This window comes from Rhizobium sp. 42MFCr.1, assembly GCF_000377185.1.
Lineage (GTDB): Bacteria > Pseudomonadota > Alphaproteobacteria > Rhizobiales > Rhizobiaceae > Rhizobium > Rhizobium altiplani.
The window spans coordinates 126,737-138,287 of sequence record NZ_KB897823.1; the positions used below are offsets into that span (position 1 = coordinate 126,737).

Annotated in this window: 10 protein-coding genes; 2 read left to right on the top strand and 8 right to left on the bottom strand. The window is 61.1% G+C overall.

From position 1 onward, the window contains the following. Window positions 1-10: 10 nt before the first annotated feature. Entirely contained in the window at window positions 11-436 is a 426-nt protein-coding gene (locus C934_RS0108875) for a DUF6484 domain-containing protein (protein WP_018856361.1), read from the top strand. Continuing rightward, entirely contained in the window at window positions 436-783 is a 348-nt protein-coding gene (locus C934_RS0108880; RefSeq protein WP_018856362.1) for a hypothetical protein, read from the top strand. Before C934_RS0108875 ends, C934_RS0108880 begins: the two co-directional genes overlap by 1 nt. 27 nt (window positions 784-810) lie before the next feature. Here C934_RS0108880 and C934_RS0108885 read toward each other — a convergent pair whose 3' ends face one another. Genes C934_RS0108885 through tssK form a run of 8 tightly spaced genes read right to left on the bottom strand, consistent with a single transcriptional unit; the run spans window position 811 to window position 11,536 of the window. Next, the gene (locus C934_RS0108885) at window positions 811-1,743 is read right to left on the bottom strand and encodes a hypothetical protein (protein WP_018856363.1); all 933 of its coding nucleotides are present in this window, start codon (window positions 1,741-1,743) and stop codon (window positions 811-813) included. After that, a complete protein-coding gene (locus tag C934_RS0108890) occupies window positions 1,743-2,699 on the bottom strand; it encodes a DUF4150 domain-containing protein (protein WP_018856364.1) in 957 nt (318 codons plus the stop codon). The genes C934_RS0108885 and C934_RS0108890 overlap by 1 nt, the downstream gene beginning before the upstream one ends. Beyond that, complete coding sequence (locus C934_RS0108895) at window positions 2,700-3,722, bottom strand: hypothetical protein (RefSeq protein ID WP_018856365.1); 1,023 nt, start codon at window positions 3,720-3,722, stop codon at window positions 2,700-2,702. It abuts the gene before it with no gap. Beyond that, window positions 3,719-4,819, bottom strand: a complete 1,101-nt coding sequence (locus C934_RS0108900) for a DUF2169 family type VI secretion system accessory protein (protein WP_018856366.1) — start codon at window positions 4,817-4,819, stop codon at window positions 3,719-3,721. Before C934_RS0108900 ends, C934_RS0108895 begins: the two co-directional genes overlap by 4 nt. Beyond that, window positions 4,819-5,364 carry a type VI secretion system-associated protein TagF gene (gene tagF, locus C934_RS0108905; RefSeq protein ID WP_018856367.1) on the bottom strand — a complete coding sequence of 182 codons (546 nt, stop codon included), beginning with the start codon at window positions 5,362-5,364 and terminating at the stop codon, window positions 4,819-4,821. The genes C934_RS0108900 and tagF overlap by 1 nt, the downstream gene beginning before the upstream one ends. Next, on the bottom strand, window positions 5,346-8,873 hold the full coding sequence (gene tssM, locus C934_RS0108910; RefSeq protein WP_018856368.1) for a type VI secretion system membrane subunit TssM: 3,528 nt from the start codon (window positions 8,871-8,873) through the stop codon (window positions 5,346-5,348). The genes tagF and tssM overlap by 19 nt, the downstream gene beginning before the upstream one ends. A gap of 1 nt (window position 8,874) precedes the next feature. Further along, entirely contained in the window at window positions 8,875-10,197 is a 1,323-nt protein-coding gene (gene icmH / locus C934_RS0108915) for a type IVB secretion system protein IcmH/DotU (protein WP_026371682.1), read from the bottom strand. Window positions 10,198-10,201: 4 nt separating this feature from the next. Next, complete coding sequence (gene tssK, locus C934_RS0108920) at window positions 10,202-11,536, bottom strand: type VI secretion system baseplate subunit TssK (protein ID WP_018856370.1); 1,335 nt, start codon at window positions 11,534-11,536, stop codon at window positions 10,202-10,204. Between the last annotated feature and the right edge of the window lie 15 nt (window positions 11,537-11,551).

Genomic DNA, 11,551 nt, shown 5'->3' on the forward strand with positions numbered 1-11,551 from the left:
GGGCAGTCAGATGGCCGAGACTCGGGAACGTATAGAAGGGGTGGTGATCGGAGTGTTGCTGGGGTTTGATGCCGGCGTGCCGCTGGTCGTCTTTCCCGGCAACCCCCGCGACACCGCGTTGCCTGCGCGCAGCTTGGCCGACCTCACATCGGCAATGATCGGTGCTGAGGTGGCGCTGCTCTTTGAAGGCGGAGAGGCGATGCGGCCACTGATTGTCGGCAAGATCGTCGAGCCGGCGCGCAAGTCTTCGTCGCCAAATGTCGTTCGCGACGGCGAGCGCGTGCGGATCACCGGCGAGGAGCGTATTGAGCTTCGTTGCGGCAAGGCCACGATCATCATGGAAAAGGACGGCCATATCACCATACGCGGCACCTATGTGACCAGCCACGCCAGCGCCGCCAACCGAATTCGTGGCGGATCGGTGAACCTCAACTGATGCCTGCCGCACCTGTTCTTCGCGAAATTGTCCGCCAGCATGCTGAGATGGCGGCATTCCTGTGGACGGTCTACGACTATCATCTGCTCCATCCGGACGAAAACCCCGAAATGGACGAGGAGCGGCTTGCGCGGCTGGTCGAGAGGCTGGAAGCGCATATCGACGGCTTGCGAGTGGCAGGAGAAGCCGGGCTGGAAATTGCCAAGGAGCGGTACGCCTCGTTTCACGAGGCCGGGGAGTTGTTTGTGGTGCGGATGCTATCTGGCTCGCCGGACTTACGGATTCGGGCACTCGATCTCGACAAGGTCAGACGCTATTTGAAAGTGACTCTGGAGACGTCCGCTTGAGCAGACGCCGAACGCCGCCAGCACTCGTCAAATGAATTCGCGAGTCATGTCGATCCTACGAACAAAAAGGTTACCGTCATAACCAAACTCGATCCCTGACCACGCCTTTCCGTTGAACGTGAAGACTTCTTTCCAGCCCACCGCAACAAGATAGTCGTCGGTCGCATGCATTGCATAGACGAAGCCCAGTGATCTGAACGGCACGAGTTTCATTCCTTTTTGGACGTAAAGGCCGTACTCGTCATCTCCCCAGTACCGATTTCCAGCGAACTCGCATATCGAGCATATCTGTGTACCCGGTCCAGCTATCTCCGTTAATTCCTCATCCGCGTACCGAGCACAGAAGCCATTTTCGCAGCCGAGATATACGCTGCCGTCACGCGCAACCTGCAACGCAGAGATGCTGTGGTTGAATCCGAGAGGAACTGGGCGCCAACGAGTGCCATCAAGGCGCAGCAATGTCCCCTGATCGCCGGCCACGTGAATGAGCTTAAGTGTCGGACCATGCATGGCACGCAGGAAAGCCGAAGTCCGTGTCTCGATCGGCACCCATTGGGTGCCCTGCGCCAGGCAAACAGTTCCTTCGTCTCCATAAAGATAGGCAGTCCTTTGGTCGAGATGCCAGAGCTTGTTCGTGAACGCCTCCGGTCCTTCGCCAGTCGCAATGGTGCCGTTGCGAATGTGATGGGTGGTTCCACCGACCTGCAACGCGATATGTTCCTTCTCGGAGAGGCTGACATGCGAGAGAATGAGATCGTCGATGTCCAGCAGTACTTCTTGGCGAATCTGGTCGTCGAGCGAGATCCGCAGCAGGAACGAGCGTCCCGCTTCATCGTTCTTGTCGCTAAGTTGCACGGATACGGAAAAGAGATTTCTTCCCAGGTGGAAGGCGTTGATCGCCTCGATGTCGATCTCGTCAAGGGGGTAGTCGTCGAGACGCGGCTCTGGATCGTCCGTCATCACCTTCCTACCGTCATTGCATTCAGTTCGGTCTGTGTCTTCTTCGGTCGGACTACGTCCTGAAGATAGTTTATCATTACGAGCCGCAAGCATTCAATCATGTCGTCGGCATCCTTCTTCGGCGCGTTCTTAATCGCGGGTTCGTTCTTCCGTACAGCATCGAGTGACTTTTCCATCGCATTCTTCAGCGATGGCTTCCTGCGTCTCTTCTTTTCCTTTCGGAAGAATGCGGCTTCTTGGTTCGTTTTCAAGTTGTGGGGCGTTCCCTTCTTGCTGCCGTCGCCGCGCTGAAAACCGCCCCCTTTCTTGTGCTTTCGGGAACGCATGCAGATGCATGGGGCGGTCTGGTTATCGTACTCCTTCCATCGCGTGAAAGACTTGTTCTGCTTGCGACTGCTCTGGAAGCACCCAACGCGAACGAAGTGTTCGGATTCGGACCCCGCAGGGCAGTCGGCCTTCGAATGCTGATGGAGCCGGATTTGATATTTGTTGAGCAGGGTTTCGCAGTCCTGGCCCCCGGCGCTCAATCCGGCCATATGGGGCCATGTAACCGTGTTGGGGCCCGGGGAGGAATGATTGTTGGTGGCGAGATCGGTGAAGCGGATGACCGGCTCCCCGTCAAATTTCACATCATTCGACCAGCTGTTGAAATACTCTTTGCCAGTGTTGTTCGATGTGATGATGCCCTTCTTAGTGGCGCAGCCTGCCTCGGTGCCGGACGTTCTCGACAGGTCTGACTTGTTCTTGATATTGACGGTTTGCCCGCCGATTTTGACCGTGCCCGTGCCCTTTTCGGTGTCGCTGGCAAATCCGAAGCTGGGGTAGGGGATGGGCACGCCGGGCGGCGTTGCCGGGTTCTCAGGCGGGGTGAAGCAGGTATCCGGGAAGACCGCGATGGTTCTGGCGTTCACGGCCCTGCCAGAAATTTCAAGGCCGTTTGCGAAGACGTTGGACATTTAAGCTGCCCTCGCCGCTAGGATGGCAGCGCCGCAGGCGCCAGAATCGTTGGAGGCCTCAATTAAGACCGGATTGCCGGCGGCGTAGCCCTTGCGGGCGGCCGTGAAGGCCATACCGATCATAATGGGCACAGCGGCCGCGCCGACATTGCCGAGGCTTTCTCCGGGCGACCAGATGTCCTGGAAGTCGTGCCGGCCACGCAACAGACGCAGGCTCGCCAATGCCGATTGTTTGAACCAGTATTGCTCGCCGACAAGATCAGCGATGCGGTAGCCCACCCGGCTCATTTCAATGCCGGCTTCGTGAAGTGCGGCGCGGTAGGCCGAGGTCATGCCGTCGCCCCGCAGCGGTAGATCCTCCGCATTGTAGATGAAGGCCCGCTCGCGGGTCAGGCCGAGCCCGGCCAGACCAAGGGCGCTACTATGTGAACGGGTGCAAAGCACGGCTGCTGCTGCTTCCCCCGGGATAAAGCCATTTGGATTATCCGCAGTCAGCAGGCGTTCGCCGGCGAGATAATAGGAAAGGGTCTCTGCCGTCAGATAGCTGTCGACGCCAGCGATCATCACAAAGGGCGCTGCATCCGCCGCCAGTATGCGGCGGGCCTGTTCCAGGGCGACATGCCCCGACGGACGACCATAGGGTACAATTCTCGAGCGGCCATGCGGCGGACATTCCACGATCTCAGCTATGCGCTGGAGCAAACGGGCACCTTCGGGGGCGGGGCGGCCGTGCCTGTCCTCCTCGGCGAGGCAGAGGATAAGAGCAGTCTGGCCGCGGGCTTCAGGAGCGGCCTCGAAGGCCTCGCAAATGGCACCCGCGGCGAGACGGGCCATGCGCGTTTCGCCAAGCCAGTTGCGCGGCAGAGGTACTGGAGCTCCGATCAGCCATTCTCTACCAGGTCCCAGAAAACGCGTTTCTTGAAAGCCGTCCAGGCGCGCTCTCATTGCCGCGCAGGCGGATTGTGCGTCGAGGCCGACGGCCGTCGCCATGCCGATCGAGACGATGTCGATCGGGGCGGTCATGCCTCTTCCTCCTGCGCCGCGGGCGCACTGCTCGCGCGCACGTAGGTGCGACCGGTGGCCCGCGCCCTCAGCATCGATTGGGTCGGCGGTCCGACCCAGCACTCGCTGAAGTCGAGGATCGTTCGGTGGATGCGTTGCGACATGCGCCAGACCAGCGAGAAGCGCCTGTTCTCCGGATCGAACAAGACAGTGTCGGGCGCCAAAGCGCTCTCGAAGACTTTCTCGCGCCCCTTGAACAACGTTATCGGTAGACTGGTGGCTGGCAGCCGGAAACTCTCACGCCCGGCCGGTGTCAGATTGACCAACACCACGTCCTCCCCGCCCTTCGGATGTTCTATCTGCTGGTCGGGCGGTGACATCTGGAAGTAGCGTTCGTCGAAATCGGGCGGAAGGAACGGGAAGATGTTGTCGATCCAGTTCTGATCATACGTGCCGCCGAATTCAATGCGGCCCGGCCACCCGCGCCCGTATGGTCCGAAGCTCATTGGTCGGTAGTCGCCAAACGGCGAGCGGATTTCCTCGCCTATCGCCTGTGTGTTTGGGAGGGGTAGACCGGGGACCAGACGCTGGTTCTTCGGTCGCGCCCATCCCCTGCCGACGGGGTTGAGCGGATAGCTCGCCGGAAGCTTGTCCTCCGGGTCGAGGCGGTCCGTACCGCCCCACGCCGTGTCGTAGGAGAAAGGTTGGCGCAGGAAGGATTGCGCACTCGTGGCAACGAAGAGCGGGCCGCGGGCGCGCCACTCGCGATGGCCGAGGACATCAAAGACCTTCGACCAGTTGCCGACCTTGATCCCGACACTGACGCGGTCGACTGGACGTCCGCCGGGGGCATAGGCACATCCGTTAACGATGACGTCGCAGCGGGGCTTTCGAAAGGCGAAGTCGGTCTCCCAGAGGGTGGCCGAAAAACCGGGTGCACCCGTGTATGTGTCGGCCATCACCAGCGGTGTCTGCACGGATGATTTTTGCACCGTGGCACCTGGCGCCTCGGGAAAGTCGAAGGTTCCCTTGACGACGATGGCGATGTACTCGCGGCCCTCCTTGTCCATCCCCATCGTGAATTCGGTCGGGAAGCCTGTCTGGTTCCAGATCTGCATCAGCTCGTCTCCAGACTTTCGGGGAAGAGGTGGCGAAGCGCTGGTTCAGGTGCTCCAGGATCAATCTCGATTGGCTCGCCAGGCCGTGTCCACAATGCCATGCCTCGGACCACATCGCCTGATATCTTGATCGCGGGATAGGGCAGGGCGGCAAGAAGAGCAGCTAGCCCATCGCCGTCCACTGCGCCGTCGCGCGCAGATTTTCCCGCCGCTTCCAGCGCATCGAACCAGTCCGCGGCGAAAACGGCGATTTCGGTCGTTAGCGTCGGCGGCGCGGCCGCGATGGTCAAGGGAAACCGGCGGCCTGCGCGGTCGGAACTTGCCATCACGATGCCGGTCATGGGCCCAAAGGCCTCGGATCCGAGGATAAACCGCAACGCCGGATGAGAGGTAACCGAACCTTGAGAAAATCGATGAACCAGATACCGGCTGATCCAGCGATCCCACGGGCCAACGAAGACTCCCGGCAGACCGCGCGTCACGAAATCCCCCATCGCTGGCAGCTTTCCAAAGAAGCCTGGCAGGATCAAAGCCTCGTTGGGCATGAGAACCTCGCAAACATTTTCAGATCGTAGGGATTGGCCACGCTCGCGGCCCGCAGCTCGAAATCGGCGTAATGGCCCTGAGCGGCAAGCCGCAACTTGTAGAGTTCGGGCAGTTCCGTTCCGCTCAGGCGACCGGCACGCAACATTCGCAGGAAAGCCCAGCTTCCGGTTTCGCTGACCATCACTTCCGGTGAGCCGTCGAGCGGTTGGAAGGCAAGGGTAATCACACCGGTCCCGTCCTTGCCTGGCCAGGTCATTGGCTGCGGGCGTGTCGGGTTGTTGAAATAAGTGAGGCTCTGGCCGTCGACGTTTAACGTCACACGGCCGACGGTCGGAGAGAGATCCTTCGGTTCGAGCGTAAAGGTCAGGATCGGTCCGGCGCCGCCGGGAAAGAGGTTGTCGCGGATCAGCCGGGCCTGCTCCAACGCTGCCAAAGACGATGAATCGAGGTGGATGTCCGCTCGCCATTTCCACGGGTGGCGGGTCACGTCAATGTAGTTGATCAGGTGATTGTTGATGAAGCTGTCAATCAGCCCGCCCGGGCCAAAGACGCGTGCAAAGTCGACTACGTTCACATCGATTGCGCTGTCAGCAATGAATGGATAGCGGTTCGCGAGTGCTGCCTGGCAGAAGGGCAACACATCAGCGCGCCAGATGGCGTTGAGTTCCGAGGTCACCGCTTTCGTCGCAATGCCGCTCGTATCGCCAGCGATGCCGGCCAGCCAGTCGTCCAGTGGATCAGGGAGAGTTATTGCCTGTTTTGCCACTGCCCCCGTGAGCTCGGCCAAGCCTCCTTGCCGCTTTATGGCATCCTGGGCGTCGGGGCTGGCCGATACTGTCTGCAGCATGTTCGAAAGCGCGGTCATCGCGGCCACGGCATCATTGAGTGCCGGAGGCTGGCCATCGACCTCGGCAATTGCGCCTTTGATGGATTTGAAGTGCTCGGCGACCGGCGCGCCCGAAAGGTCCACTTCGGTTTTGGAGCCGGCGGGCATCAACTTCACGCCCGTCTTGGCAAGCTTGCCGATCTTGCCGAGCTTGGACAGGAGCTTGGAGGTTGCCGCAGGAGGGACTTTGCCGCCACCCTCATCTTCGGGACGGGTCAGTTCCGTCTCGTGCACGACGGCGTCCAAGAGCCGTTTCATGGCGGAGTCTGCGCTGGAGAGATCCTTGAGATTTTCGCTTGCCGTCTGCAGGTCGGTCAGTGGAGCGAGCCTTACGTCGCGCAGGAAGCTGTCCCACTTGGCAATGTAATCGTCGTAGTAAAGCTTGAGGATGTCCTGCGACAGCGCGGCGACAGAAGGGGTGGCGCTTTCCGAGCAACCGCCGGCAAAAACAGAGCGGTCGAGCGCAGCCTGCGTGGCGACGTCTTCCAGTCGCGCAAGAACCACGTTGTGGAAGCCGTCATAGGTGAAGGTGCCGCTGATGCCTACCCGAAGCGTCTTGTCCGAGCGCCGAGCGAGTACCTTGAGGCCATTCGGGCCGACATGATCTGCCGGGACCCATTCCTTGAGCGCCCTGACGTCCGGGTCCGACAGCAGTGCATTATAGGCACGCACTGGAAGTGGAATTGAACAGATGGCCCGCAAAGCTTCGCTCACCAGCGCCTCATCGGGTTGAATAAGGGCCTGCTCCGCCGCCATGTTGTCGATTGCCGCAAGTTGATGATCGGCGGCCATGTCGGTGCGGAACGGTGGAACCGGTGCGAACTCGGGCAGCCGCTCGGTCCACCATTGCTTGGCGAATTCGGGATCCATCGGCGATAAGCCCGTCATCATGCGATATGTCTTCAGCGCTCCGAGCAGGTATTCGGGGTCGCGGATCTGACGCCACATGGTCGCTTCGAGCAGCGCAACCATGCGTGGTTCCAAAATGTTGCGCAGCGAGCGATCGTAGGCGTCGGCCTGCGCCTGTCTGATCTCGGTTGCCGCGGAAGGGCCGATCAAGGCAGCCATGCCGCCTGGCGGCTCGGTACGGGCATTCAAGACTTCGGTTGCAGCTTCGAGCGCCACATCCAGATCGAGCGGTTCGAGTGGCGCCTGACGTGCAGCAATCGGAGTGAGCGGAATCTGCAGGGCTTCGAGCTGCTCGGCCTGTGCGGCCAGCGCGGCGCTGTTTTTCCGGTAGGAGATCGTAAAGAACAGGCCGGCCACGACAACCAACGCCGCCGCCGCCACTGCCGCACCGCGCCATATCCATATTCGCCGTTCCTCCGCGGCGGGATCAAACGTACCGAGACCTGCTTCCTTGAAGATCACTTTCGTGAGCAGGTCCTTCAGGAAGAAGCTGCGCGTTTCAACCCGCGGCATTGGGGTGGCGGGCTGTGCGGGGAGGCCGAAAGAAGAAGAAAGTGCTGCTGTCAGCCGGTCAATTGCGGTGCCTTCCTGAGTGGCGGAGGTCAGATAGATACCGCGGAGCCAGGCGCTCTCTGCATAGCGGCTTTCACCGAAAATGGTCTCCACCAACACGCGAATAGGCTCGGAAAGGCTCTCGACCTGCGCCGGGAAGCGGAAGATCTCCGCACGGGCATTGAGGTTTTCTTCGCCTTCCAGACGGGGAATGAGGCGTCGTTCAAGCACGCCCGCCAATGCTTCGAGTTCCCGCGTGACTTCGCTGCCGTCGATGCGGGCGCCGGGTGAGAAGGTTGCTCCCCAGACCTGCTCGCGTCCCGCCGTCGACAGGCCTGCGAAGAAAGTCTCGAACCCCTTGATGAGATCGGCCTTGGTCAGCATCAGATAAACGGGCAGACGAATTTCCAGCCTCTCCTGCAGTTCGGTGAGCCGTTTTCGGATCTGGCGGCCATGTGCCCGAATGGCCGCGTCACCTTCCGCCAGCGTGTCAATGGCGAGTGCCACGATGACGCCGTTCAGGGCTCGGCGGCCTCGGTGCTTTTTCAGAAGATCGAGGAAGCCAAGCCATTCGGCTGCATCGACGTCGGGCTGGCTTTCCTGTTGAACGTAGCGGCCTGCAGTGTCGATCAGCACAGCCTCTTCAGTAAAGAACCAGTCGCAGTTGCGCGTCCCACCGACCCCATGCAAATCATCCGACAGATCAATGGGAAAACTCAGCCCAGACTGCCGCAGTGCGGTTGTCTTGCCGGTTGCCGGCGGGCCGATGATGACGTACCACGGCATCTCCCGTAGAAGTTTTCGGCCGCCGACTTTCTGGCGTTTCAGCTCCGCCATCACCTCCCGGAACTTTGCGCCGACAGAGGCGACCCCTTCTTCCGCCGGGCTTGGCGGCGCTTCCGGTGGAGGGGCGATCTCGGAAACGAAAATGCGATTGGCCTTGATCGCCCGGCGTTGCGCCGCGATCCACCAGATGAGAAAGAGGACGACGAGAAGGCCGATGACAACCAGTCGTACCGTCTCAGAAGCCAATGGCGCGCTTTCTGCGACACTGATGATTGGGCCGAAGATCCAGATGATCAGGGACAGCAGCACGAGCCCGATGAAGGTCCAGAGCCAGCGCGAGGTAAGGATTGCCCAGAAGAACCGGAAGACCGCCATCTCAGAGCCCCTTTTCGATCAGGAGCTCGATGCGGCGGTTGGCAGCCCGGCCTTCGCGACTGTCGTTTACGGCCAGAGGCTGCGTTGCTGCACGTCCTTCCGACCTCAGGCGATCCGGCGGCAGGCCGCTGGCACGCAACAAGGCGGCAATCGTTGCAGCGCGCGCCTCCGAGAGGCGCTGATTGTTGGACAGGGGATTGGTTGCCTGGAGCGGAACATTGTCGGTGTGTCCGACGATCGTGACACTTCTGATCAGCTCGGCGTTGTCCTTGAGCACAGCCGCAATCGACGCGACGAGGGGTTCGAAGCTTTTTGTCAATTCGGCCCGGGCAGAAGGGAAAAGCTCCGGAGTGCTCGACTGAAGCAGGAGTGTGACCCGAGAGGCGTTTTCATTGCCTTTCAAAGCCGGAAGAAGCGCAGGAGGCGCGGCGGCACGGAATTCTGGTAAAAGCGCAAGGACGACGGGTTCGACTGGCGGCGCGCCCGGCGGCGGTGTGCGTTTCTCCGGGCGATAAATTTCGGCGCGCTCCGGCGGTGGTAGCGCCCGAACGAGCGTCGCAAGCTCTTCCGCCTTGGAGCCCAACCGCGTCGACAACAGCACGTAGATCGCAGTCGCGAGTGCGACCGCCACGACAGCGAGCACCCAGATCGGAATGGCAAAGCCGGAAGGCTCGTCTTTCGCCGTAACGCCCTCCCACCTCGGCGAAAGCGGCGCACCCTCGGCATCCATGTCCCGCAAGAAGCGCGCGGCCGCAGCGCGAACGGCGTTAATGGAGCGATCGCCTGCACGCCCCGGCACCCTGTATTTGCCGCGGAACCCAAGCGCCAGGCACATATACTGCAGCTCCAGCAATTCACGATCGCGGCCGGGATGGCGTTCCAGCTCCTCCAGCCTGGCGAAGAACTGCTCCCCGGCATCCACATCGCCGCGCAGCATGACGACCAGCGGCTGGCGCGGCCATGCGCTGGATCCACCCCAAGGCGTGTTCAGTGCCAGATCGTCGAGCAGTGCGGCGACAGCCCAGGCGGCTGCATCTGCGCGGGCCAGGCTTTCGCCAGACGCCACGGCCGCATCGCGTGCCGAAACGAGTTCCTCCATCAGCCTGGTTCGCAATGCTTCCGGATTGCCGGGTGGCAATGCATTCTCGAGTTCGGGGGCAAATTCGAACAACCTGGCGAAGGCATTGACCAATGGATTAGGATGGGATCGGGCGCGTCGAGCCAGTGTGCCGGTGGCAATGACCGGCATTGCGCCCGGGGGAACGGGGCGGATGCGCGTACGACCCTGATCTTCCGATAGGCCGAATGGATCCTCACTTGCCATGGTACTACCTGTTTACCGAGTAGCAGTCGATCTGTGGTTCGTTGGGCAAAACACCGGAGACTCCAATCACAAAACCGGGCGAGCGTAGAAGCGACTCCCAGTGCTCGCTGCGTTGATCGAGTTCGAGGCAGAGGCGATCTCCGTCGTAGGGAATTTCGCGGGGCTGAGAGTGAAGAGGCTTGAGGCCGATACCGGGCAGTCGAGATTTCCACAGCGCCTCGAATTCGTCCGCGGAACCCACAGTAACCTGGTTGACGAAGATTTTGCGCAGCGCCTCGTCGGACATGTCGCATCCGACCCGCACGACAATGCGGCTGGCCGTCAGAAGTTCGGGATTGTCGATGCGGACCTTCCAGACATTGGTGGCGTGTTTCAAAACAGGCAGCGCCCGCGACTTCGGCTCGACATAGCGCAGGCTCAGGATCAGTGAGCGCAATGTGTCGGCGAGTGCAGCAAAAGCTGGTCCAGGCGCCATGTGCTCATAGATGGGAAGCTCGCTCAGTCGCCGAGAGCCCGACCCGTAGGTCGCCATCCGGCCAGCCAGTCCGCTGAGCTCCAGAAAGAGCTCGGCGGGATGAAAAACCTCCTGAGGAAGCATATGCGCCAACCGGGCGCGGGCGCTGTTGGCAAGATCGAGCACCAGCAGATTTTCTACGCTGCGGCCGGGGCCGCCGAGCACCATCTTGCCATGGGCTTCAGCTATGCGGTCAAGCCCAGTGATGACCTCCTGCAGGAGTTGCCCATAAAACAGCACGGTACCGGTTGCGAGCGCGGGCGGCAGGAAGTTTTCGGAGATCGCCACCCTGCCATCGGACAGGAGCCCGGTAACGTTGGTCACGGGCATTGCGGTGTAGCCACCGGTCGCCTGCGCCGGGGAAAGGAGCAGGGCTTGCGGACGGGCGATCTCGATCTCTTCGGGATCAGCGCCGCCATGCACGGCATCGCGAACCCACTCGATCCTTCCTCTATACCTCGCACCGCTGGGATCTCGGTGGGCAGGATCGAAGCTGGCACCTCCCGGAGGTTCGAGCGGCAGGGCGAGCTGAACAGCGCCGGCGCCCATGTCGTTGGTGATTGTCAACGGGGTGGGGGCGTCCATCGTTTCGGGTATTGCAAACGGGGTGCCATCCGGAAAAATGCCACGGGCCGACGTCACCGCTATCCGTCCGGTTTCCAACTGCGCGGCATCCAGCATCAGGGACTTGAAGCCGAAGGTCTGCAACCGTCCAGCCTGCAGCGAGCCGCGCATCAGCGCTTCGGTATAGCGGTCCTGCTGCTGGAAATGCTGCGTTCGCAGAAAGAGCCCCTCGGACCAAAGAACCTTGTTGGTATCGGTCATGCTAAACGCCCTCCA

What these genes read in the sequence shown, in the direction of transcription:
- C934_RS0108875 (WP_018856361.1), top strand. Translation starts at nt 11, where the DNA reads ATGGCCGAGACTCGGGAACGTATAGAAGGGGTGGTGATCGGAGTGTTG.
- C934_RS0108880 (WP_018856362.1), top strand. Translation starts at nt 436, where the DNA reads ATGCCTGCCGCACCTGTTCTTCGCGAAATTGTCCGCCAGCATGCTGAG.
- C934_RS0108885 (WP_018856363.1), bottom strand. Translation starts at nt 1,743, where the DNA reads ATGACGGACGATCCAGAGCCGCGTCTCGACGACTACCCCCTTGACGAG.
- C934_RS0108890 (WP_018856364.1), bottom strand. Translation starts at nt 2,699, where the DNA reads ATGTCCAACGTCTTCGCAAACGGCCTTGAAATTTCTGGCAGGGCCGTG.
- C934_RS0108895 (WP_018856365.1), bottom strand. Translation starts at nt 3,722, where the DNA reads ATGACCGCCCCGATCGACATCGTCTCGATCGGCATGGCGACGGCCGTC.
- C934_RS0108900 (WP_018856366.1), bottom strand. Translation starts at nt 4,819, where the DNA reads ATGCAGATCTGGAACCAGACAGGCTTCCCGACCGAATTCACGATGGGG.
- tagF (WP_018856367.1), bottom strand. Translation starts at nt 5,364, where the DNA reads ATGCCCAACGAGGCTTTGATCCTGCCAGGCTTCTTTGGAAAGCTGCCA.
- tssM (WP_018856368.1), bottom strand. Translation starts at nt 8,873, where the DNA reads ATGGCGGTCTTCCGGTTCTTCTGGGCAATCCTTACCTCGCGCTGGCTC.
- icmH (WP_026371682.1), bottom strand. Translation starts at nt 10,197, where the DNA reads ATGGCAAGTGAGGATCCATTCGGCCTATCGGAAGATCAGGGTCGTACG.
- tssK (WP_018856370.1), bottom strand. Translation starts at nt 11,536, where the DNA reads ATGACCGATACCAACAAGGTTCTTTGGTCCGAGGGGCTCTTTCTGCGA.